This window comes from Vibrio sp. NH-7 (assembly GCF_053643215.1).
In genome coordinates this window covers 593,284-617,850 of the sequence record NZ_CM132188.1, presented here as the reverse complement: position 1 = coordinate 617,850, position 24,567 = coordinate 593,284, and the positions used below count along the sequence as shown (strand labels likewise).

Sequence of the window (24,567 nt, the reverse complement as noted above, 5' to 3'; positions counted from 1 at the left end):
AGCGGAGCCTTTATATACTTGTATTGCCAGCGTTTATGCATCGCTCGTAACAATTAAACCGTCACATCTCCCGAAGTACGATTCACCTATGTCTTTTTCGATCGTTATTTTAGGCGTTCTACCTAAATTTTTTATCGCTCGGTAAAGGCATCCCAACAATGTAAATTCATTCTCGGGTACATCATCTTTACGGCTAAGAGAAAGGAACTTTGAATTTCGCAAAGGTCTGATCAATACTTTTCCGTCAATTGAGGTGATATTGACGTGAGTCTCCACATGGTCTGAGTTATCCGATTTTATAAATACTATTTCTTCATCTTTAGAAATCTCTGCTAGAGTATCGAACGAACATATTTGATGATCTCCATTTCTAGAAACAAGCACATGCCCCACATTGATCGGGTCATAATCGAAGTTGCACAGGCTATATGCTAAAAGGCAACGCTCCCATGAAGTCAGTCCCGCACTTTCTAATATTTCAACTTGGCCTTCTACCCAAGAACGAATGGCAGCTTCCGAAGCTGTGTAACCCTGCCCTTCTCTCTTCGCTGATTGTGGTAAATAATTTATGTATCCAATGAAATCGTCACCACTCCTGCAATGTACATTGCTCGCTAAATTTCCTACCGTTCTCATACTCATGAAGTTCTGCTGATTGTCAGGCATAATGGAGATTGTCGCTAGACCATGCCAAATATCATCATCAATTATTGGCCTTAGCCTCTTCGAATGCGTTTCAACGGCGCTCAAAACCTCTGAAGGCTGACTTTCTGCAAATGAAATTCTCTTTAGCCAATCAAAATAACTCTCCTCCTTTCTGACATCAGGATGTATTTCAGAGTATTCTTGCTCATCAATCTTCAAGTAGACTGGAACGTCTAAAGCAGTACAAATGGCAGATAGATAATCCTTAACATGAACGTTGAAGTTTGTAGTCTTTGCTAGATTACGCTTAACTTCTATCAAATCTCCGTCGGAAAATGGGGACGCTTTTAGATGTAATTTTACTTGTGTAGAAACACTTGCTTTAAAATCATTAGGTAGCTCGTTTTTCAAAAGAGGACGTAAAGACAGTCCGTTCTTAAAGTTTATTTGCCATACATCTGAAGTACCTCCATTCCATGGCTTACTAGAGACAGTTACTTTGTCTGCAGCCATGAAAACAGAATAAAAACCGATGCCAAACTGACCAACAGATTTAAATTTGGAAGAACGTAAGCCCGGGAATTCAGATTGAACTAATGATGACGTCCAAAAGCTTGTACCGAAGTCAAGTAGCGGGCCTGTTAACACCCTTTTAGACATACCAACACCGTCGTCTTCTATGTAAAGCCAACAACCATCAGTGTCCCTCTTGAGATGTATAGATATTCGTCCCACGAATCCTTCTTCGATTGTTCTTCTTGCATGGATCGAGTCACGTGCATTTTGTATCAGTTCTCTTGTGATGACTTCAAATTTATCACAACTGTTGCCATACAGTTTTTCCCCTCCTAAAGCATTTACAAGACGTTCAATATTCCCAACATGAACTTCTGCCATACATGGGTTCCAACCTTCCGTTTGGATATAATTAGCCATTAGTTCCGGAGATTCGACACCCTTAACCCGCTTCGTTTTGAATTGCGGAGTTTTAATCTGCTTAGACTCTAATAGAGCGTTAGAAGACCTAAGTTCCTTTTCAATCATACAGACTGTGTCAAAAGCAACCCACCATGATTCAGACTCATGTTCTAAGAATCTTTGGGTCGAGGTGAAAAGTAAGGTAGAGCCAGAAGTATCTGATTGGTCTATATCAACAGATGCTAACTTATTTTGGGCTTGCCAATGGTCAAAAGATATTCCTCTTCTTTTTATCAATGCGTGCAAAAAGTCGGGAGCTCTCTCGCTATCTATGTGTGCAGCGTCTGCACAACGAACCATACAGGCAACTTTGATTGGATCTATACGCCAATCTCTAGGGAAACCAGGTAGCACATTCACTTGATGGGGGAGTTTGCTAGCTACTTCTTCAATTGACCAGTGATGACTTGCGGCTATTTGTCCAATAAGCTTTCCAAGATGTTTTCTTAACGTACTATTTTCTATTAAATAAATACTTTGCCCAGTACTAGGGTCTTCCCAACTAATCTCTGTAAGCTTTTCCGCTTGACTTGCATGAAGTGCCCTTAAAGCAGAAAAATCTGCTATCTTTTTCGCTTCATCATAGTCCATACCTTCAGGAAGACTTGCCAAGGAATCTTTCCATATTGTTGTTTGGCGAACGCCTTCAATACCATTCTCGTACGCTTCAAAGCATAATGCTGAATCATGTAATAAAACTGCACCGCCAAAAACATATGCTTCAAGTGGGTTTAAGGGATAGTCATCACCACAGATAAGGTCAGCAACCTCCCACAGAGCGTCCAAGTGGCTGATGTCATGTTGTGTTAAGCCCGGTAATACACCTGAAATGTTAGACACCAAATGTTGTGCTTTTTCCCGAAAATTAACGAAAGAAGAACGCAGCTCTTCGCGCTTAGTTTCGTAATCATCACCCTGTGGCTCAAGGGTTCGCTTCCAAAGTCCCGTGTATGCAATTCTATCGATAGACAAGCCTTGCTCCTTATAGAAGTTAAAGTGGTAAGTATTGACCGTAAACCTAGCCCCTTACACTATTCGATAGCGTAAAGAACTCTTGTTTATCGCTCTATCTTTGTTGTTAGTAAACTGTACCGAAGTAAAATTGTAAAACCAAATACCAAAGCTAATAGTATCAACAATATAATTAAGTTGCATATGGAATGTGAGTTTAAAAGTTAACAGGCAAATAATGGTGGAATTTACCCCGCAACACAGCAAGGTGATGTACAGCGAGCATAGTTAGATGAATGGATAACTTTTAGTAGGGCAATAGCCCGCAAACAGGGTGTGAATGGGTATTTACCCTAGCTGATAATTGGACACTTCAAAGTAGAAAGTGCCAACTGTAACTTGTTCAGGACAAAAGTCGTTTTGTAGCATAGCTCTGACTAGTTACCCAAGTACCCTAGTTCTAGATCAGGCATACGCCCAACCACAGTAGAGTCTCTGTGGCGACTTTCGTTGAGAATTAACTCTTCGATCTCTTTCACTATTCTGAAAGCTAGTTGAGACGCGTTGATACTGACTTCTTCGCTTGGCTTAACTGAGGAAATATAAGTTTTTATAACTGACTCTGATCTCAAATGTGCGCGGCATCTACGAGATACCAGAGCGGCAAACTTGCTCTGGTTTATTAATGCTTCTCCATTTAGGATACCTAGCTCTAAATAAACAGCAAAAACTTTACTGATTACTGCACACTCGAGTTTAGATGCGCTCTCATGATGCGCTATCAAGTAAGGGCGTAGGTACTGATTAAACGCCTCTTGCTCACTCTGCATGATAAATGATTCATATTCTCTAGTTGTATTATCCATAGATTTATTTAAAGAATAGAAAATTTGAGACAAACACTTCAAGGCCGACTGTGAACTTGTTTGGTAATTGGAACAAAACCAAAGTCGATCTCATCTATCAAGCTCTTTAACCTCAACAACGATAGGCGTTTTCCATATCTTCCATATGTCATGCTTTGTTTTGCGTGACCGACGATTTCACAAACCTCATTTTCAGGCAAACCTATAGCCTGAGCAGAATCAACAAACGTATGACGCAAACCGTGCAACGTCGGTCGTTGAGAACCTGTAAAACCGATAGCTTTTAACACCTTAGTAAAACGCTTACCAAACTGCTCTGACCAACACATGGTTTTGCCATATGGCCGAATATCAAATAACTTATCCTTACGAGCCCCGTAACGATAGTTCACATAACTCAAGAAGCCCATATTGAGTAAGTCTTTGTGTAACGGTATATGGCGAATGGACGCTTTAGTTTTAACAGTCTTACCTTCATCTTCGTTCACGCTAATACACCAAACACCTTCTCGCTCTTGAACATCTTCGGTACGTAACTGACAGATTTCACTCACTCGTGCCCCAGTGAACAATAACAGATACGGAATCCAATAATCTTCTAGCTTCTTCTGATAGTTTACTAGTGAGTCATTTGTTCCGATTACACCAACAAAGTTGTCATGTGAGAAAAGCTTAACTAGCTCTTCCCTACTCCATCTACTGCGCTGTTCACTAGGAAGCCTGACGTCCTTTTTGACCCTAACATTTTCAAAGGGATTAACAGTCGCGTACTCCATTGTAATCATCCAGCTATAAAACTGCCGAATCGCTGCGAGATAGTCCCGTGCAGTCTTGGCTGATAGCCCTCGACCATAAAGGCTTTTAAGAAATGCACTAGCGTGACGAGGAGTGACAGAATCGGGGTTAACGGTTTGGCTTTCGAAAAAGTTATTGATTCTGGAGCTAAGCAGATCAACGTTTTTGGGCTTAACACCTTCAAGCTGTTTGTATTCAACGAACTCGCTTAATAACTCTGAAACAGAAGGGCCTACATTAGAGGAAATGGAACTCGGTTCCATAGTTGCTGGCTGTGTCGTACCAATCAGGCTAGGTGCCATTTCAGCAGATTCCACAAAACCGTTTTTTACTATGGAACTGATCGTCTCTTTGAGTGCCGAGACGAAATCTCTAACGTTTGCATCAGGGATTGTCCCACCGACCATTGAACGTGCAGACTGAAGGAGAACTAAAGATCGATCTATAGCGATGGAGCGTTCCTTGGTACGCAAGGAAAAACGCACTTCTTTTGGGTATCCAAAGTTAACCCATTGAGAGGGAAAGTAAAAACGAGAATAGTAGGTAGAATTACGATTTCGAAAAATGTACATCGTGACACCTTGTCGTATCACTGCCAATTGGAATTGCTAAAAATTGATGTAAATCTTTGAAATTATTGAAGAATTTTGGAGCGTACTGCGGGAATCGAACCCGCATCATCAGCTTGGAAGGCTGAGGTAATAGCCATTATACGAAGTACGCATAGAAATGATGTTGCGATGTCTTGGAGCGTGCAGCGGGAATCGAACCCGCATCATCAGCTTGGAAGGCTGAGGTAATAGCCATTATACGATGCACGCATCATCGTGAAGACCGTTTCAATATGCCACAGATAACTGAAAAGAAAAGTCTTTTTTGACGCATTTGGTTTGACTGGTGATTTGATCACCACTTCGGTCTATATTTGACGTCACTCTGCTGATTTTGTTTTCACCGACAAGATCTCAGCCAATTGAGTGAGGCACCTTCCACTAGGCGGGAGGTGCCAGCGTGAATTAGATGTTCGCTGCTGCGATGTACTGATTCAACTCTTCGTTCGATACTGTCGTCACATGTTGATCATTTAGGTAAAACGCAACGCTATCGCTTGCCTTTTCACCGCGAAGGACTTGAGTCGTACCATCGATGTATGAGATGTCCATCTGCATGGTATTTTCATCGATTTGATGCATAGTCGCTTTTTCGATGTTGCCATTGTTCGCCAGCGGTACTGTGGTTAGCGAGCTGTCGAGTTGATCATTGACCTTGATGTAGTTTTTTGTCGGCATATCCACTACCGCAGGAGACTTACCGGTAATTGGGTTTTTGCCCGTCCAGAACTCAACTGCGTTAAAAATAAATAAGTCTGCTGCACCAGCGATACCGTAAACCGGTGAAAGAAGTAGGAACATGCCTTCACGACCATAACGGTTATCAACCACTTCTAGGTTGAATTTAGAGACCATACCCGTGATGCCCATTTGTCCCATACAACCCGTTAGTGAGGTTAATCCAAGACCCGCAACAACCGCCATTTTAATAGCATTCGATTTCATAATATTTACCCTTAATTAAGATGGCGCGCATCCTACTCCTCAATCATTTATAATCAATCTCCCCCACTCCACATTTGACAGAAACTTAACTGTGTTAAGGCTCTGTTTTTAATAGCTTATTTTGCAACCAATCCAGAAAAATCTCTCATTCACCCAAGAAATCGGATTCATCACCCAATGTGCACCTGACAACATATTTGTTATATACAAATCACTAATAAATACGCCAAAAAACTGGCTGTTGTCTGGTTAAATTATAAACAGATAGTTTTATCAACCATGCAAATGTTAAAAATAATGCATCACGCCATCGGCTTATTATTGGTCTATATCTCTACATAAACACATAAAACCAGTGAAAAAGTTTAAAATTACCGATCATTGTTAGTAAAAATCAGAACTGTTTTCTAAGTCATGTTTTCCGACAAAGATGTTGCGAACTAATAGATAAAATGAATAATAGCAGTTGTTACACACATGTAACAAAACACAACATCATATAAACATTATTCATATAAACTTTAATGCACAGGCAGGAAAAGCATGACAAAGCGTCTCTCGCTTGCCCTTTTGGCGAGCACATTTGCAGGTAGCGCTGCGGCTTCCAACTTGGATGACAAGATCAACGAAGTAGTAGCACCCATCGTCAACCCATTTGTAGGAATGATCTTCTCGACCATTCCTTTCCCTTTTACTGACGTACAGGTGCCGTGGATCGTTCTTTGGTTGGTTGTAGCAGCTCTTTTCTTCACGTTTTACCTTGGCTTCATCAATGTTCGCGGCTTCAAGCACGCGGTGCAGTTGGTGTCTGGTAAATTCTCTGATCCAAAAGCAAAAGAAGATGGTGAAGTATCCCATTTCCAAGCTCTAACAACGGCGTTATCGGGCACCGTTGGTCTAGGTAACATCGCAGGTGTTGCGGTCGCTGTCTCTATTGGTGGCGCAGGTGCAACATTCTGGATGATACTTGCCGGCCTACTTGGTATGTCCAGTAAGTTTGTAGAGTGTGCTCTTGGTGTGAAATACCGAAACACAAACCCTGATGGCTCCGTTTCAGGTGGCCCTATGTACTACCTGAGCAAAGGTCTGGCGAATCGCGGCAATGCAGCGTTTGGTCGTACTCTTGCAGTGCTGTTCTCTGTGTTCGCTATCGGTGGTTCTCTTGGTGGCGGTAACATGTTCCAAGCAAACCAAGCGTTCAAACAGGTTGTGGGCGTAACGGGTGGAGATGCTTCATTCTTCGCAGACAAAGGCTGGTTGTTCGGTCTGATCCTGGCGGTTATCGTTGGTATCGTTATCATCGGTGGTATCAAATCTATCGCGAAAGTGACTGAGAAAGTTGTTCCATTTATGGCAACGATCTACGTTGGTGCAGCGCTGGTTATCCTACTGATTAACTTTGATAAGATTGATGACGCATTTGGCGCAATCTTCCACGGTGCATTCACTGGTGAAGGTATTGCGGGTGGTGTTATCGGCGTACTTATCCAAGGCTTTAAACGTGCAGCGTTCTCGAACGAAGCGGGTGTCGGTTCTGCGGCGATTGCTCACGCAGCAGTAAAAACCAAAGAACCAATGTCTGAAGGTTTTGTCTCTCTACTAGAACCATTCATCGACACGGTTGTTATCTGTACCATGACCGCATTGGTTATCATCATTACCGGTTACCTTGATACTGACCACGGCCTTGCGGGCGTTGAGCTAACTTCAGCGGCATTTGGTAGCGCAATTAGCTGGTTCCCATACGTTCTTGCGATTGCGGTTGTTCTGTTCGCCTTCTCTACTATGATCTCTTGGTCATACTACGGCTTGAAAGCGTGGACTTACCTATTCGGTGAGAGCAAAACAGCAGAGCTTATCTTCAAGGTGAAATTCTGTGTGTTTGTTGTTATCGGTGCAGCAATGAACCTAGGTCCTGTTATCGACTTCTCAGATGCAATGATCTTCGCGATGGCGCTTGTGAACATTGTTGGTCTATACATCTTGGTTCCTGAAGTGAAACGTGATCTCGCGGATTACCTAGAGCGTTTCAACGCGGGCAAAGTGTACAAAGTACAACAGAAGCAAAACTTAACGGAGCAGCCAGAGTCTTAATGGCAAGCTCTTAGCAAAACAGCAGGTCTTGGCCTGCTGTTTTTGTTTTTACGAGTTTGATTTTATTTACTGGCAATACTTTCGATTACAGGCAATAACTCTATATCTATTGAACCCAAAACCTTCAAACTGGCACTTCCTGCTGACAAATCACTTAATGTAAATCGTGATTTACTCTCTCCCTCAAGACAAAATTAAGCACAATTTAACATATTGGTTACACTTACCTTAAACCGTAGATACCAATATTCATTGCTAGATTGTTGTGTATTGGCAGTTGAAAAGTACGTGGTGAGAATCATCTTTGGTAATTTGTTTCAAATGAGACCTCCACGACTCACTCAAAGGTATCTACCTTGGCTAGAGCCGAAACATGGCGTTAGTCAGCTATGCGTTTGATTTGGTGCGATCCACCGGACAAAGGCGATGAAGGAGATTCCGATGAACGTACAAGCTCTACCCATGCTGCGATTTATCGACCATTTGGGTGAATCTGTCAATCAACTACCAAGCTGGGCAGATTCCGCAACCCTAACGCAGTACTACAAAGACATGGTAATGTCGCGAACCTACGACAACAAAGCCGTCGCACTCCAGCGCACTGGCAAACTGGGCACCTACCCCTCTCACTTAGGCGCCGAAGCGTATGGCGTTGCCATTGGTCATGCCATGCACCCAAACGACGTGTTTATCCCCTACTACCGAGATATGCCAGCGATGTGGGTGCGCGGCGTGCCGATGGAAAAAAATTTGCAGTATTGGGGCGGTGATGAACGAGGCAGTGATTTCAACGCCAAAGATGGAACACCCAGTGCAGATTTGCCTTTCTGTGTTCCGATTGCCACTCAATGCACCCATGCCGTTGGCGTCGCTTCCGCGCTGAAAATCGAAGGCAATCACCGAGTTGCTCTTGTCACCTGTGGTGATGGCGCAACCTCCAAAGGCGACTTTTTAGAGTCCATAAACTGCGCAGGAGCATGGAATTTACCCTTGGTCTTTGTCGTCAACAATAACCAATGGGCCATTTCCGTCCCTCGTCAGCTCCAGTGTGCGGCGGATTTTCTTGCCGAAAAAGCCAAGGGCGCAGGTATCGAGGGAATAACAGTTGACGGCAACGACATTGTCGCTATGCATGATGCCGTACTTACCGCCTTAGACCGAGCAAGAAAAGGCAAAGGCCCGACTTTGATTGAAGCGATCAGTTATCGCCTTAGCGATCATACCACTGCAGATGATGCGACTCGTTACCGCAGCGACGACGAGCTTAAACAAGCGTGGCAATATGAACCCATTTCGCGCCTTAAACAACACCTTTCCCAAACGGGTGCATGGGATGAAAGCCAAGATGAGTCGTGGCTCAAAGCATGCAAAGAAACCGTTGAGCAAGCCGTTGCCAACTACCTGAGCATTGTCCCCGAGGCACCAGAAACCGCGTTTGACTACCTTTATGAAACCGCCCCTGTCGAACTCAATGAACAGCGAGACGCTTTGATCAACAAGGCAATGCTAATGCAAGGAGGTCATCATGGCTGAAATGACTCTCGTTGAAGCGGTCAACCTCGCCCTCCACCACGAAATGGCAAAAGATGCCAACGTGATTGTGCTTGGCGAGGATGTCGGTGATAACGGCGGCGTGTTTCGCGCAACCGTAGGCTTAAAAGAGAAGTTCGGCTTACGACGCGTGATCGACTCCCCTTTAGCAGAAGCGTTGATTGGTGGTGTAGCCGTGGGAATGGCAACCCAAGGTTTGCGCCCTGTTGCTGAGTTCCAGTTTCAAGGATTTGTTTTTCCGGCTATGGAACACTTAATGTGCCACGCAGCCCGAATGCGCAACCGAACTCGTGGCCGACTCACCTGCCCTGCGGTCTTCCGTGCTCCCTTTGGCGGAGGCATTCATGCCCCAGAACATCACTCTGAAAGTATCGAAGCCTTGTTCGCTCATATTCCGGGCTTCAAAGTTGTGATTCCTTCTTCGCCCCAGCGCGCTTACGGTTTGTTGCTCGCCTCTATTCGCAGTAATGATCCGATTCTCTTTTTTGAACCCAAACGCATCTATCGAACCGTCAAGTCAGAGGTGGTCGACAGCGGCGAAGCGCTCCCGCTCGACACGTGCTTTACGTTAAGAAAAGGGCGCGACATCACACTTGTCACATGGGGCGCGTGCGTTGTTGAGTCGTTGCAAGCGGCCGAAACCCTATCCAAACAAGGGGTTGAGGTTGAAGTCATCGATCTGGCAAGCATCAAACCTCTCGATATGGACACCATATTAAAGTCACTGGAAAAAACTGGACGGCTGCTCGTGGTACATGAAGCGAGTCGAAGCGGCGGCGTTGGCGCAGAGATCATTACTCGGGTGGCGGAAAAAGCGTTGTGTATTCTCAAAGCACCACCAAAACGGGTCACAGGGATGGATACCATCATGCCCTATTACCGAAATGAAGATTACTTCATGATTCAAGAGCAAGACATTGTCTTAGCAGCCAAAGAGCTAGTGGAGGGCTGGAAATGAAACGCTTCTTACTACCCGATTTAGGCGAAGGATTAGCCGAATCAGAAATTATCGAATGGCATGTCAGCGAAGGCGATCATGTCGAGTTGGATCAAACCGTATTAACAGTGGAAACAGCCAAAGCGGTTGTCGAAGTTCCTGCGCCTTATAGCGGCACGATCATCAAGCGATACGGGAACGAAGGCGACGTCGTCAACATTGGCGCGCTGTTGTTGGAAATTGAAGAGAGCGAAGCCACGGTGTCGGTTGCCTCAACTCAAACGGCAGACGCAGCAACGGTTGTCGGCAATGTTTCTCAAGCGGCTCACCATGTTGCCGTGGACAATTTTTGGGTCGGGAATGACAGCAACCACAATGATTCATCACCCGTGATCGCCATGCCCTCGGCACGCTTATTGGCAAAAAAACTCGGCGTGAATATTGATAGCATTGAAGGTACAGGTGATAAAGGCTTGATCACCGACGATGATATCTATCATGAGGCAGGAAGGCAGCAGCCCGGTACCGAAGTGCTCAAAGGGGCGCGTCGCACTATGGTCTCTACCATGACGGAATCCCACCACAATGTCGCTTCTGTCACCATCACTGAGGAAGCCAATTTAATCAATTGGCCAGAAGGCGAAGACATCTCCTCTCGGTTAATTCAAGCTGTGGTCTACGCGTGCCAAAAAGAACCCGCTTTGAATGCCTGGTTTGATGCCGATACCATGACGCGCTGCGTGCACAGCTCCGTCAACATCGGGATCGCTGTCGATAGTGCTCACGGTTTATACGTTCCGGTACTTCGTCACGCTGATACGCAGAATCCGGAGCAAGTCCGGCAGTGGCTTAATGAAACCGTCAAAGGCATTCGAGAACGAAAAATAGGCAGAGAGCAACTGCAACACGCCACTATAACCTTGTCAAATTTTGGCGCCATCGCGGGTATTTACGCCACGCCCGTCGTTTCGCCGCCGCAAGTGGCTATTATTGGCGCTGGTCGAATCATCGATAAACTGACTGTGGTTAACAACCAGCCTGTGATGACTAAAGCAATGCCACTTTCTATCACCTTTGACCACAGAGCCTGCACCGGAGGAGAAGCCGCGCGCTTTACCAAAAAGTTGGTGGAACACCTCGAGAAATAGCACTCCAACAAAACGCCGAATCAAAATTCGGCGTTTTGCTAACGGTTAGATTTTGAAGTTGCCCACCAACCCATCGAGTTGTTTGGAAAGCTGCATGAGATGTTCGCTGCTGGCGTTCAATTGTTCGGCCACCTGAGCGGTTTCCCCCGTAAACTGATTGATTTCTTCAACGTTGCGATTAATTTCGCCAACCACGCTCGATTGCTCTTCGGTTGCCGTCGCCACTTGAATATTTTGATCACTGATATGAGTGATATGCTGTTCTATCTGATGCAATGATTCGTTCGCTTCAGCTGCACTGGTTACCACAAGCAAGCTTTGATCTCGACCATTTACCATTGCGCTCACCGCACGATTGGACTCACCCTGCAAGCGGTCAATCACCCCCTGAATTTCCTCAGTCGAGTCCGCCGACAAGCTGGCTAACTTGCGTACTTCATCCGCTACGACAGCAAATCCTCGACCTTGCTCACCCGCGCGCGCGGCTTCTATCGCAGCATTGAGTGCCAGCAAGTTCGTTTGTTCTGAAATTCCGCGAATCGTATCCAAAATGGAGCTGATGTCTTCAACTTGGTTGGCGAGGGATGTCACCACTTCGCTCGCCTGCTCTAGCTCTCGTTTCAGCTCACTAATTTGCTCACCCGCGCTGCCAACAACGTGGGAACCTGATTGGGCTTGGCTTGTCGCTTCTTTGGCAACTTCGGCGGCTTGCGCTGCATTGGTAGCAATTTCACTCACTGTCGCCCCAAGCTGATGAATCGCTGTCGCGACTTGCGTCGTCCTATCGCGCTGGTTAGTGCAATGCCCTTGCGTAAGCCCTGCATGTTCAGAGACTTGTCGCGCGGTCATCGCCAGTTGTGTAGAGTTCATCGCCACATCTTTGATCGACTCATGCACGCGGCTTACAAAAGCGTTAAAACTGGCCGCTATCGATGAAAGCTCATCTTTACCGTCTAGCTCTAAACGTGTATCCAACGCCATGTTTTCCGCAGCATGGGAAATGGAGTTTTGTAAGTACGCGACACGACGCTTTAGGCTCAACACAGTAACAGCGGAAATAATCAATGAAATGACCAATCCCATCCCGATGATGGTGAACAGTTGGGTTTGGCCAACACTGTAATCTTGTTCACTCTGCGCGTATTGGGCCTCGGCCTGAACCAACAAGGTGTCAAGAATCTTGTTGGCGTGATTTTTCAGCACACCATAAGTTTTCGCATATTTCGCTTTGTAGATTTGGCGAGCACTTTCGAGATCATTGTTTTCCAGCACGGCAAGCATCGGAGTAAGCTCCTCTGCGACCATACGCTCGAACTCTCGCAAAAGTATGCTCACCTCTTGCTTAAGCTCGGGAGTGGCTTGCGCTTGTACTGCGTATTCAATCGCTTGGCGCATTTCGGGGATGTCTTCTTCTCGCGTTTCCTTCACGCGAGTTAATACACCTTTTTTGTCACGTAGGGAGCTATCTTGCAGCAGCATCATATCGATACCCACACGCATTCGCGGGATCCGCGAGGCCACCTCAGCCATGGATCGCATCGGCGCAGACGTGTTGAGGAAGAGTTTCTCTGATTGGAGCTGAATACGAGACATACTGTTGAAACCAGTGATGCCGATGATAATCAGTGCTAAACATGGCAGAAGTACCGCAAAAATAAGGCGGCTTTGTAGGGTAAACTTATTGGCAAACATTGTCGTTCCTTCTTACATCTTTATTATTATTGTTACAATTTATACTTTTGATGATAACGACATGCTTGGGTATGAGACACCTTTCTTAATGCTGTTTATGTCAATCAATGACGTTTATGGTTTTTATGTACAAAAGCCTTGAGGCGACCTCCAAATCGCGCTCAAGGCTTGCGGTGAAAAGCGCTCTGTTAGTGAGCCAGTAAACTGTTGAGTTTGGGCAAAATTTCAAATAGATCGCCGACCAAACCGTAATCCGCCACCTCGAAAATCGGCGCATCTGGGTCACTGTTGATTGCAACCACCACCTTCGATGCCTTCATGCCTGCTACATGCTGAATCGCCCCTGAGATTCCCACCGCGATGTAGAGATCCGGCGCAACAATCTTACCAGTTTGACCCACTTGTAGATCGTTGGACACGTAACCCGCATCGACTGCGGCCCTCGATGCGCCAATCGCAGCATGTAAGCTATCCGCAAGGGATTCAACTAGGGCAAAGTTTTCTTTGCTGCCAACGCCTCGACCGCCGGACACAACCACACTGGCAGACGTCAGATCCGGTCGAGCACTCTCTGTTCGTTGCTGCCCCACCAGCTCAGTGTTAATCACGGGCAGGCTCAGCTCGACAGAGACAATTTCACCGCTTGGTTGAACGCCAAGTGACACCTTATCAAACGCCGATTCACGCACCGTGATCACCACTTTGTCATCCTGAGAGGTCACTTTGGCCAGCGCATTGCCGGCGTAAATGGGGCGTATCACCGTTCTAGCCGATTCAATGGCAATCACATCAGACAACTGCCCGACATCAAGCAGCGCGGCGACACGCGGTGACAAATCTTTGCCAAATGAGCTCGCTGGCATCAGTAAATGAGAATAAGGCTCCGCCACTCTGGCAACAATGGGTGCGAAACACTCGGCGAGTGGTGTACCTAGCGCTGGGTGAGCCGCAACCACAACTTTATCGACCTGTTCAATGCTCGCTAATGACTCACCAAGTGACGTGTGGTTTTCACCCAGCAACAGCACATCCACGCTAGAACCTGAGATATGCTTTGCGACTTGACGCGCAGCTTCAATGGCCGCGAGCGTGCCAGAAGAGATAGACTGACCATCATGTTCAGCTACAACCAAAATTCGTTCACTCATGGTGCTCTCCTTACTCGATCACTTTGGCTTCGTTGCGCAGTTTGTCGACCAGTTCCTCGACGGAGCTCACCATCACACCCGCCTGCTTAACGGGTGGTGCCATCACAGCTTCGATGGTTTGCGTCGGTTGATAGCTAATGCCTAAGGCCTCAAGGCTAAGTACCTCCATTGGCTTACGTTTGGCTTTCATGATATTGGGCAGTGACGCATACCTTGGTTCATTTAGGCGCAAATCGGTGCTCACAATCGCGGGTAACGTAAGCCTAAGCTGCTCTAATCCTCCATCGACTTCTCGTTCGACTTCCACATAATCACCGTCGATATTCAACTTGGAAGCAAAGGTCGCTTGTGGACGCTGTGACAAAGCCGCTAACATTTGTGCGACTTGATTATTGTCAGTATCGATAGATTGTTTGCCCAGCAAAACCAACGCTGGCTGCTCTTTACTCATCAGTGCGTTCAGTATTTTCGCAACGCCAAGTGGCTGACATGTGTTATCAACCTGAACATGAATGGCTCTGTCTGCGCCCAATGCTAAGGCTGAGCGCAACTGCTCTTGGCACACGTCATCCCCCAGCGACACCACAATTACCTCACTGGCGTGTCCAGCTTCTTTGAGTCGTATCGCTTCTTCGACGGCAATTTCGCAAAATGGATTGATGGTCATTTTTACATTAGTGTCTTCAACACCGCTTCCATCGGCTTTTACCCGAACTTTGGTGTAGGGGTCGATAACTCGTTTTATGGCGACTAGTACTTTCATATACCCTCCGGCCAAGTGCGTTAATTTGAAGCTTAGTAAAGTTTACGTTTACGTCAACTGTAACTATATTTACTCCAAGCTGCCGATTTTCGAGTAACCCTTGTGGTCTTCAAGCGGCTTGTTGTCATGAAACCAAGTAAAGGTGAAATGCGATGGAAAGAGAGAGTATGGACTTTGATGTAGTCATCGTAGGCGCAGGCCCTGCGGGGTTATCAGCGGCTTGTCGGCTGGCTCAATTGTCTCAAGAACACGAGCATCCGCTTTCCATCTGCGTTGTCGAGAAGGCTCCCGAAATTGGCGCGCACATCCTTTCCGGCGCAGTATTTGAAACCACCGCACTTGATGAGCTATTACCCAATTGGCGACAAATGGAGGCGCCGCTCTCAACGCCTGTCACGCAAGAGCACTTGGTTTATCTGACCACCGAGCACAATCATCTATCGATTCCAGAATTTCTTACGCCCGACGCGATGAAAAATAGCCCAGAGAACAGAGTGATGAGTCTGAGCAAATTGTGCCGCTGGCTTGCTGATCACGCTCAGAATCTTGGCGTCGAAATCTTTCCTGGTTTTCCGGCTAAAGAGCTGTGCTTTGACGCTCAGGGGCAAGTGACAGGAATCATTACCGCCGACATGGGGTTAGATAAATCAGGCGCAGCCAAAAACACGTTCCAACCGGGAGTCGTACTTAACGCCAAGCAAACCATATTTGCAGAGGGGGCTCGAGGTCACCTTGGAAAGCAGCTCCTGACTCATTTTTCACTTGATAAGGACTGCCAACCTCAACACTACGCTCTGGGCATTAAAGAAGTGTGGCAACTACCCAATGGCGACCCGCGTTATCAAGCTGGTCTTGTGCTCCATTCGATTGGTTGGCCGCTCAGCGAGAGCGACACAACTGGTGGCGGGTTTCTCTATCATCTAGAAGATAATTTGGTTGCCGTTGGCTTAATTACAGACCTCAACTATCAAAACCCTTACCTCAGCCCATTTGATGAGTTTCAGCGCCTTAAGCACCATCCGCAATTTTGCCAGTACCTTGAGGGAGCCGAGCGCATCGCATACGGTGCCCGTGCGATCGCAAAGGGCGGATTGCTTTCATTACCCAAACAACAATTCCCTGGAGGGTTACTGATTGGGTGTGACGCGGGTACACTCAATCCAGCGAAAATCAAAGGCTGCCACTGCGCGATGAAGTCCGGTATGTTGGCTGCAGAGGCCATATTCAGTGCACTGCAAAATAATCAAGACGAAGCCGATTACCACAGCTTATTTCGTGACTCTTGGCTTTACCAAGAACTTGACCAATCGCGTAACTTTGCGGGAATGGTGCACAAATTTGGCCCTATATTGGGCGGTGCTCTCTCCTTATTCGAACAGCAAGTTTGGCAACGAATGACAGGTGGAACAAGCCAATGGAATGTAAGCGACCCACTCGCAGATCATGCCCAGCTGTTAGCCAAAACCAAGTTTCAACCCATCGACTACCCCGCGCCAGATGGCATCATCAGCTTTGATAAGACCTCTTCGGTGTACCTATCATCCACCTTTCACGAAGAGAATCAGCCTTGCCATCTGCACATTGGCGACCAGCTCATTCCGATCAAACTGCATCTGCCCATGTTTGATGAGCCTAGCCAACGCTACTGCCCAGCTGGGGTGTATGAAATTATTGAGGTGGAGGGGCAAAGTCAGCTTCAAATTAACGCGAGTAACTGTTTGCACTGCAAAACCTGCGACATCAAAGATCCGTCCCAGAATATTACGTGGGAGCCGCCAGAGGGTGGCGGCCCCAATTACTCCATCATGTAACGTGACTAAAGGGAAAAGTCTTGAAGTACTTTTTGATGAAACATCATGCTTCGATTGAGCACATTAACGAGGTTTTGTTGCTCTAGCACCGTCAAGTCGCTCACCGTCAGGTTGTCGTTGATGTGTCTTAAGTCACTGTACTCAATCACCTGATTCATAAAACGCAGATGCCAGATGTGATCAAAGATGTAAACCATCTCTCGGTACGTTCTGGCATCTATTTCCTGCGCGGCAAACAACCCTTTCAACCGTTCAATGGTGTTGCATTCACGAATGTCGTGTTTGAGCGCATAGAGACGGCAGAAGATTTCCATCGGTCTCAAGCAATCTTTTAGATTGATCATCGCTCGCCCTTCACTCTTTTCCGTCATCAATTGGCCATCGCTATCTAGAGGGATCGCATGGTTCATACAGTTTTGCGCATACACATTGAGAAACTCGGGGTTCTGCTTAAGTAGATGCTGGATATGGCTCTGAATCTTATCCGCCAGAGCGAACTCTCCAAATGTAGAGCGTATATCGAAAAACACGTTGAGCTCCAAAATGCCCTCAGGTGTTGCTTGCTCAATCCAGCGAGAGAAGTTGGCTTGCCACTCCTTTTCACTCAAACACCATTGATGATTAGACGCCATGATCAAGCCATCACAATAGCGATAGCCCGCTTGGTTCAACATCGCGCACACCTTTTCTGCCAGGTGCAGGAAGTAGCGGCGCGTTGCCTTGAGGTCTTGGTCATCGGGCGTTTCAAAGACGATGGCGTTATCTTGATCGGAGAACAACGTCATGTCATGGCGGGCATTACTCCCAAAAGACAAAAACGAGAAAGGCACGGGTGGCTCACCAATCTCTTCAATGGTCAACTCAATAAAACGGCAGATTGCCGCGTCATAGGTTTGCCCTATTAACCGTCTTAGATGATCAGGTCGCGTCCCAGCAGCAATCATTTCACGAATCAGGTCGGTTAATCGGTTAAGCGATTCAACCACATGGCTATGACTTTCTCCTTGCTCAATATCCGCCACGATACTGCTACTGGTCTTGCGATAGTCAGAGCTGGCCGTCATCGAGTGGAAACTTGCGCCATAGACTTTGCGCACAATCGGACGAAATGAAATCACGTGACCGAGCTTTTCGGAAAGGAAAATGCGTGAAGTACTAAGGATAATGTCAATTTCACGGCCACTTTTGGTCACGATTTGCGCTTCAAACTCGTTGGGCTCAGCTTCATAGCTAAATAGCTTAAGGAGATGTTCAAGAACCTGGGAGTTTTGTTCCGCTGTCGAAAACAGCTGCTGCCAGATCGTTTGTGATTTTAGCTCGGTGTCGGTGTAGCCAAGCAGTTGGTGCAGCCGAGTATTGGAAAAGACAATTTTGCCATCGGCCTCCAAAATGTAGCCCTCATTCGATGATTCGACCAAAGCTTTATAACGGTTTTTCGCTTCATGCAAGGCAACTTCGGCGCGCATTTTGCGTTTTTCCATCGCTTTCGACTGGGCGATGACGTAGAACATGATAAGAGCTAAGCCGAGGGTAATCGCAACGAAAACGCGATACAGCGTGCTCTCGAGATGATCAATTTCCTGTTGTACATCTTCTAGGTAAACCCCAGTTCCAACGACCCACTGCCACTCTTCAACCCCTTCAACGTAGGTCATTTTCGGAGCAGTGATCGTGGCGTCATCTTTCCACTGCCAGAGGTATTCCAAATACCCTTCATGAGAGCTTTCGACCAGCTTTACCAACTCGACAAAAATAGGAAAATCCGAGCTTTTTTCGCTTTCGTAGTAATGGGTTAAATCTTGGTTGGTCAAGTCACTGCGGTACGGGTGCATGATCATTCTTGGATGCATGTCAGTAATGAAAAAGTAATCCTTGTTTTCCGGACCGTAGCGCATCGCTTTTATGTCTAGCGCTGCTTTACGTTGCGCCTCTTCTAAGCTGATTTCACCGCGTTTTTCCATTTCGACGTAGCGGTCAACAACACTCACCGCAGTGGAGGTGAGCTCTTTGAGCATCTGCTGCTTTTGTCCCACCATTGACGCTTCCACTAAAGGCAGAATGAGATAAATGATGGCGGTGACAAACAGGATGATGGCACTGATGGTTGGCAGCACAATTCTCAAACCAAAACGGCTTAAAGGGGAGTCTTGCTCACTTTGCACTGCGCTTAAGCCGCTGAAATAGTCAGCCAGTTCCGATTCATCAAGCACGTCGCCAAGTTGAGCATGGTGGCTAGTGTCGTGGTATTTCGCGGTGAAAGAGCCGTTTTCAAAATCCGCTCGGGTCGGTAGATAGCCGTGGTAATCGTCACGTATATGAGTTTCGAGCACATCTTTGATCTGTTGGCTGGTGTACTTATCACCGAACTCTTGGATCGCTTCGGCTAGTGCTTCTTTGCAATGACGAAAACGACGATGGGAATAAGGATCGAAATCGACTTTTTTCGCCATCGTCTCGTTGTGGCCTTGACCACTGTAATCGAAAAAACCGTCAATCCAACGGTGGATGTCTTCCGCTCGTATCCCATACAGGTGCTCTGTGCGATCGGCGTGTTCTGAAATTTTCATGCAGTATTAGCCACTTTCTTGCATATTGATAAATTAGTCAAAAATGTGTGGTGCGTAGCATTTTTATTACGAAGTAATCATCGTACCAATGACACCGAAGCATTATTTAATCGAAATCAATAATCACGTCATACCCCTTTCTTAGTATGAGGCCAATGTTTCGAAGTGATTTTTGACAAGATGCCCAAGAGTTGTCTTGTCTTCACCAACGAAGTGAACCTATGTTAGTCCCGCCTTTTCAATAAGATAAGGCTCTTGGTAGCGTCTGGGATGTCGTCTCGTACTGATCGAAGGTCAGTATACCAAGTGCAAGTGGAGCACTCATTGACATGGTTCAACTTCGTCTCATTACAAAGGAAGACGAAATGTCTAACAAAAGTAAAACCTTTTATAGGGATATGCGCAAGAAAGCGCATGAGTTTGAGAGCCGCGAAGAGTTTCTCAACCATGATCTAAAAATCATGAACTTCCGCCGCTGGGGTATTCATTTACCGTCACGCGATTACAGTGTCGAGCTTGAAGACTTAGTTCCAGCACTGGCGGCAACCATTGGTAAGGTGGTGATGGTGACCGCCATGGTTGCGGTATTTGCTGCACAATTTGGCTTATCTCCAGAGTTTGTCGCAGAAAACGTTCGCTATGAACTGCTGATCGCAGGTGCGCTGTTCGTTATCCTTTTCTCTGCAATTTTAAACCCTAACTCAAACTTGGCGGGCACTCATGGCCCGATGATTCCGTTAATCCCCTTAATTGCCGCAGCCGGTGGACACCCGCTCGCTTTAGGTATCATGGTCTGTATGTTCGGTTTTATCCTCGCCTATACCAAAGGGGGATCAAAGCTGATGACGCTGACAGGTGTTGGCGTTCGGGGCGGTTTGCTTATCTACCTTGGGGCGGTTGGCCTGATTGGCCAGATCAATAAAACTGAAGCGTGGGCAGCCAGTACCGATCAAGGCTACATCTCGTTTGCAGTCATTGGTGTCACCCTAGCCGTTTACGCCTACCTTGCGAAAATCAACAAGCGTTGGTTGGCGATTCCCTTATGTTCATTGATTGCTGGTATTGTTGCTTATGTTCTAGGGGCAGAGTTCGCCTTTACTACAGAGCCGGGTCTACCGCACTTCAGCCCTTTCTACTGGTGGGGTGAAGACACAGGTTGGCAACTTGGCTGGCCAAATCTAGAACACTTTATCGCGGTAACTCCATTTGCGTTGCTTGCAGTCGCGATGTGGTCGCCAGACTATCTTGGTCACCGTGTATTCCAAGAGCTGAACTATCCGAAAGAAGCCAAAGGCGTTCTAATGGACGTTGATGACACTATGATGGTGGCTTCGATTCGCCAAGGTATTGGTTCGTTCCTTGGTGGTGGTAACCTAGCCTCTTCTTGGGGTACGTACATGATTCCAGCGGCTATCGCAAAACGTCCGATTCCGGGTGGCGCGCTACTCACAGGTATTATGTGTATCGCCGCAGCTGTCATTGGTTACCCAATGGATCTAGCGATGTGGGAACCGGTTCTGCGCGTTGCCTTGATCGTTGGTGTATTCTTACCTCTTCTTGAGGCGGGCATGCAGATGATTCATAAACACAAAGACTCTCTCAGCGCGGGTATTTGTATCTTTGCGTGTGCTTTCGTGAACCCTGTATTTGGCTGGGCAACCACCATGCTGCTCGATAACATGGGTCTAATTGGCGACCATGAACGTGCAAAAGAGCTGTCAGCGAAAGATAAATACCTGATCCCTGGATTGGCGTTCGTTATTTGTGTCGGCTCACTGGCGATTGTTGGTCAATTGCCTGGAATTCCAGCACTCATTGGCTAAGCCATAAATCACTCTATTTACATCAAAAGCGCAGGCCATTTGGTCTGCGCTTTTTTATTTCGCGCGCTTCTTCTGATTGGACAAGAAACATCCAATCATCGGTTATTATCACCGCTTTCTACTCATCAAATCTATCAATAGAAATCGTTTTCGCTACAAAAAATCAACAATATTTGAAAAATATACGATTAAGTTGAAAAAGAGATTCCAATCACATTTTATTTGGTTATAATTCGCGCCCATTGCGCTTTATGTTGATAAACGCAAACTTAATTTGAATTAATCGACTGTTAACCCCTCCTCTCCCCAGAGGACAACCGAGAATAAAAATGAGCAAGATTGATAAAGCTATGCGCATCCTGCTAGCAGGTTTCTGTATCAACCTTTGTCTTGGCATCCTGTATGCTTGGAGTGTATTCAACAAAGCACTAGTGACTGAATCAGGCTGGACGGCTGCTGAAGCATCGGCGCCTTACGCGACTGCAACTATCACTTTCTCTATCTGTCTTCTTGTTGCAGGTATTCTTCAAGACCGTATGGGTCCACGTTTGATTCTTATCCTAGGTACTGTTCTAACAGGTCTAGGCATGATCGCATCGGGCTTTGTTAACTCTCCACTGATGCTAAACATCACGTTTGGTGTGATCACGGGTGCAGGTATCGGTTTTGGTTATGCGTGTCTTTCTCCTTCAGCAATGAAGTGGTTCCACGCATCTAAGAAAGGTATGGTTAACGGCATCATCGCTGCAGGTTTTGGTCTTGCTGCTATCTACCTAGCGCCTGTGACTTCTGCGCTGATCGACAGCATGGGCATCCAAACAAGCTTCCTAGTGCTTGGTGTGGGTATTCTTGCTATCGCGGTTCCTCTAGCAGCGACAATTAACAACCCACCAGCGGATTACACGCCAGCAGAACCTAAAGTCAAAGAAGGCCAAGCACCTAAGGTTGTGAAGAAGTCTGACGACCTAACTTGGAAAGCAATGCTGAAAACGCCTCAGTTCTACTCTCTATGGATCATGTACGCGTTCGCCGCTTCTGTTGGTCTTATGATCATCGGTAACATCACAACGATTGCAAGCGTTCAAGCGAACCTGCCAAACGCGGTTTACCTAGCGTCTATCCTTGCGGTATTTAACTCAGGCGGTCGTGTAGCAGCGGGTATGCTTGCAGACAAGATCGGTGGCGTTCGTACACTTCTTCTAGCGTTCGTTCTACAGGGCATCAACATGGTTCTGTTTGCAACGTTCAAATCTGAATTTACGCTGATCATCGGTACTGCAATTGCAGCGGTTGGTTACGGCACGCTTCTAGCAGTGTTCCCTACTCTAACGGCTGAATTCTATGGTCTGAAGAACTACGGCACTAACTACGGTGTGCTATACACAGCATGGGGTATCGGTGGTGCAATCGGTGCTGCTGTGGTTGGTTTCTCAATGACTAATGGTGACGGCTACGGTCTTGCTTACACTATCTCAGCAGCGATGATGGCGGTTTGTATTGTGCTTGCATTCATTACCAAGCCACTGACTGAAGCGAAAGTCGCGCAGCTGAAAAACGCATAATCGATTGAATTACGATGAGAAAGGCTTAACCTAAGGGTTAAGCCTTTTTTATTGTCTATTGGTTATGGAAAACACGGTCGAGCTCGCCCCAGATTACTACCTGGATAACTTTTTCAAACTCACTCATCACGCCACCCTGTGGTACAGCGATTTACTTAGCCAAGATGAACATCAATGGCTTGCGACGTTCGACGCGATTAGCAAAGGGGCTCAATGCCTGCTTGTTCGTCTTTATAGCCGCAAAGGGCATTGGTTTCGTAGCGACAAACTCAACTATCCAGAAATCGACACTATCCAGTCGGCTTTGGATGAATTGGCCGCTCATGATTTTGTCTCGCTCTCCCCTGAGCTCACAACGCAAGAATTAGCTGTAAACCTACTGACCAAACCAGAGATCCTAGCGCTTTATCCTGAGTATCCGAAATCCCTCAAGAAAGACGCATTAGTTGCGTGCCTAGGCGAAGAGAATTTTGACCAATTTGAGGCGCTTGAGTTTACCGTGATCAAGCTTAACTCCGCCCACATGATTGATCTCTTGCTCACTCTCTTTTTTGCCAATACCCATCAGGACTTAAGTCAGTTTGTGCTTGATGATTTGGGCTTGCATAAATTTGAGCAATATCAGCTAAGTAAAGCTCGACGTTTTTTCGAAAGCAGAGAACAAATCGATCGCCTTATCGAACTAAGCCAACTGTCGAACCTTTATTGGCAGTGTGACAGAAAAAACAAAACCAATCTCGACACCTTAATCGGAGCTATGCCCACTCCTGTTGAACACCGATACGTCGACCGTAAACGCGAGCACATGATCAACGATATCGCCCGTGATTACGAACGGATAAACGAATTTGAGACGGCTCTTACCCTGTTTGAGCAGACTAAACTGACACCAAGCAGAGAACGCCGCGCACGCATCTACGACAAGCTGGAACAGAACGACCTATTTAGTGACATTGTCACAGAAATGCTCACCTCCCCTATCGATATTGCCGAGCTTGAAATCGCAGAAAAGCTAAAACAACGTGTTATGCGTAAACAAGGTTTTAAAGTCCCACGCGCAAGCAAACCAACGTGCAGTGAGTATCGAGTTGAACTGGATCTATCCCAACAACGTGTTGAACTGGCGTCCAAAGCCTATTTTGAAAACCTAGGCTGGACGGTTTTCTACAGCGAGAACATATTGTTAAACAGCTTGTTTGGATTGACGTTTTGGGAGGCGATCTTCGCGCCAATTGAAGGGGCATTTATCAACGCCTATCAGCACCGTCCACTCGACTTGTACCATTCAGATTTTACTAGCAAGAGGCAGCAAGCAATCAATGACGCACTAGAGAAAATTCGAAGTGGGGATACGCAATCGCTGTTTGACACTTATCGAGCCAAATTTGGCATCAGTAACCCATTTGTCCATTGGGGTCTGTTCGATGAGGCGCTGTTAACCATGGCATTGACCCACATTCCAACTAACATGCTCGCTGAGTTGTTCAACGTCATGTTGAGCGATCTAAAACTTTTCCGCAGTGGTATGCCAGACCTTATCGCCTTTAAAGACGGGACCTTTGAGTGGATTGAAGTAAAAGGACCTGGTGACAAGCTGCAAGACAACCAGTGGCGATGGTTTAAAGAATTTGAACGACTCGACGTCCCATTTTCGGTCTGTTACGTCAATCAATAAATGAG

16 protein-coding genes and 2 tRNA genes are annotated in these 24,567 nt (G+C 46.5%); 8 read left to right on the top strand and 10 right to left on the bottom strand.

The features are described 5' to 3' along the window. Nucleotides 1–33: 33 nt before the first annotated feature. The 6 genes from ACUALS_RS16970 to ACUALS_RS16945 all read right to left on the bottom strand — a co-directional run bounded on the left by ACUALS_RS16970 (nucleotide 34) and on the right by ACUALS_RS16945 (nucleotide 5,791). Nucleotides 34–2,595, bottom strand: a complete 2,562-nt coding sequence (locus ACUALS_RS16970) for an HD domain-containing protein (protein ID WP_454449948.1) — start codon at nucleotides 2,593–2,595, stop codon at nucleotides 34–36. Nucleotides 2,596–3,011: 416 nt separating this feature from the next. Next, nucleotides 3,012–3,440 carry a hypothetical protein gene (locus ACUALS_RS16965; protein ID WP_454449947.1) on the bottom strand — a complete coding sequence of 143 codons (429 nt, stop codon included), beginning with the start codon at nucleotides 3,438–3,440 and terminating at the stop codon, nucleotides 3,012–3,014. A 38-nt stretch (nucleotides 3,441–3,478) separates the two neighbouring features. Then, nucleotides 3,479–4,807, bottom strand: coding sequence for a tyrosine-type recombinase/integrase (locus ACUALS_RS16960; protein ID WP_454449946.1), 1,329 nt, complete (start codon nucleotides 4,805–4,807; stop codon nucleotides 3,479–3,481). A gap of 76 nt (nucleotides 4,808–4,883) precedes the next feature. Next, nucleotides 4,884–4,958, bottom strand: a tRNA-Gly gene (locus tag ACUALS_RS16955). Between the two features lie 23 nt (nucleotides 4,959–4,981). Further along, nucleotides 4,982–5,056, bottom strand: a tRNA-Gly gene (locus ACUALS_RS16950). A gap of 195 nt (nucleotides 5,057–5,251) precedes the next feature. Beyond that, on the bottom strand, nucleotides 5,252–5,791 hold the full coding sequence (locus tag ACUALS_RS16945; protein ID WP_038193035.1) for a DUF3332 domain-containing protein: 540 nt from the start codon (nucleotides 5,789–5,791) through the stop codon (nucleotides 5,252–5,254). A gap of 543 nt (nucleotides 5,792–6,334) precedes the next feature. On the opposite strand from ACUALS_RS16945, the gene ACUALS_RS16940 reads away from it, so the two are divergent. The 4 genes from ACUALS_RS16940 to ACUALS_RS16925 all read left to right on the top strand — a co-directional run bounded on the left by ACUALS_RS16940 (nucleotide 6,335) and on the right by ACUALS_RS16925 (nucleotide 11,521). Further along, on the top strand, nucleotides 6,335–7,885 hold the full coding sequence (locus tag ACUALS_RS16940) for an alanine/glycine:cation symporter family protein (protein ID WP_454449945.1): 1,551 nt from the start codon (nucleotides 6,335–6,337) through the stop codon (nucleotides 7,883–7,885). A gap of 441 nt (nucleotides 7,886–8,326) precedes the next feature. Beyond that, nucleotides 8,327–9,418 carry a pyruvate dehydrogenase (acetyl-transferring) E1 component subunit alpha gene (gene pdhA, locus ACUALS_RS16935; protein WP_454449944.1) on the top strand — a complete coding sequence of 364 codons (1,092 nt, stop codon included), beginning with the start codon at nucleotides 8,327–8,329 and terminating at the stop codon, nucleotides 9,416–9,418. Further along, nucleotides 9,411–10,394 carry an alpha-ketoacid dehydrogenase subunit beta gene (locus ACUALS_RS16930; protein WP_038193042.1) on the top strand — a complete coding sequence of 328 codons (984 nt, stop codon included), beginning with the start codon at nucleotides 9,411–9,413 and terminating at the stop codon, nucleotides 10,392–10,394. Before pdhA ends, ACUALS_RS16930 begins: the two co-directional genes overlap by 8 nt. Continuing rightward, the gene (locus tag ACUALS_RS16925) at nucleotides 10,391–11,521 is read left to right on the top strand and encodes a dihydrolipoamide acetyltransferase family protein (RefSeq protein ID WP_454449943.1); all 1,131 of its coding nucleotides are present in this window, start codon (nucleotides 10,391–10,393) and stop codon (nucleotides 11,519–11,521) included. Before ACUALS_RS16930 ends, ACUALS_RS16925 begins: the two co-directional genes overlap by 4 nt. Before the next feature lie 45 nt (nucleotides 11,522–11,566). Here ACUALS_RS16925 and ACUALS_RS16920 read toward each other — a convergent pair whose 3' ends face one another. From ACUALS_RS16920 to ACUALS_RS16910, 3 genes are all read right to left on the bottom strand, one after another. Beyond that, complete coding sequence (locus tag ACUALS_RS16920; protein WP_454449942.1) at nucleotides 11,567–13,213, bottom strand: methyl-accepting chemotaxis protein; 1,647 nt, start codon at nucleotides 13,211–13,213, stop codon at nucleotides 11,567–11,569. A 188-nt stretch (nucleotides 13,214–13,401) separates the two neighbouring features. Continuing rightward, complete coding sequence (locus tag ACUALS_RS16915; protein ID WP_454449941.1) at nucleotides 13,402–14,361, bottom strand: electron transfer flavoprotein subunit alpha/FixB family protein; 960 nt, start codon at nucleotides 14,359–14,361, stop codon at nucleotides 13,402–13,404. A gap of 10 nt (nucleotides 14,362–14,371) precedes the next feature. After that, nucleotides 14,372–15,124 carry an electron transfer flavoprotein subunit beta/FixA family protein gene (locus tag ACUALS_RS16910; protein WP_454449940.1) on the bottom strand — a complete coding sequence of 251 codons (753 nt, stop codon included), beginning with the start codon at nucleotides 15,122–15,124 and terminating at the stop codon, nucleotides 14,372–14,374. Between the two features lie 152 nt (nucleotides 15,125–15,276). Here ACUALS_RS16910 and ACUALS_RS16905 point away from each other — a divergent pair, with 152 nt between their 5' ends. Next, the gene (locus ACUALS_RS16905; RefSeq protein ID WP_454449939.1) at nucleotides 15,277–16,935 is read left to right on the top strand and encodes an electron transfer flavoprotein-ubiquinone oxidoreductase; all 1,659 of its coding nucleotides are present in this window, start codon (nucleotides 15,277–15,279) and stop codon (nucleotides 16,933–16,935) included. 5 nt (nucleotides 16,936–16,940) lie between these two features. Here ACUALS_RS16905 and ACUALS_RS16900 read toward each other — a convergent pair whose 3' ends face one another. Further along, nucleotides 16,941–19,502 (bottom strand): DUF294 nucleotidyltransferase-like domain-containing protein, encoded by a 2,562-nt coding sequence (locus ACUALS_RS16900; protein ID WP_454449938.1) that lies wholly within the window; start codon nucleotides 19,500–19,502, stop codon nucleotides 16,941–16,943. Between the two features lie 365 nt (nucleotides 19,503–19,867). On the opposite strand from ACUALS_RS16900, the gene ACUALS_RS16895 reads away from it, so the two are divergent. From ACUALS_RS16895 to ACUALS_RS16885, 3 genes are all read left to right on the top strand, one after another. Continuing rightward, the gene (locus tag ACUALS_RS16895) at nucleotides 19,868–21,325 is read left to right on the top strand and encodes a DUF3360 family protein (protein WP_038136561.1); all 1,458 of its coding nucleotides are present in this window, start codon (nucleotides 19,868–19,870) and stop codon (nucleotides 21,323–21,325) included. 329 nt (nucleotides 21,326–21,654) lie between these two features. Next, nucleotides 21,655–22,887: an L-lactate MFS transporter gene (locus ACUALS_RS16890; protein WP_039624628.1), complete on the top strand. Its 1,233-nt coding sequence runs from the start codon at nucleotides 21,655–21,657 to the stop codon at nucleotides 22,885–22,887. Between the two features lie 64 nt (nucleotides 22,888–22,951). After that, entirely contained in the window at nucleotides 22,952–24,562 is a 1,611-nt protein-coding gene (locus ACUALS_RS16885; RefSeq protein ID WP_454449937.1) for a VRR-NUC domain-containing protein, read from the top strand. Nucleotides 24,563–24,567: the final 5 nt, after the last annotated feature.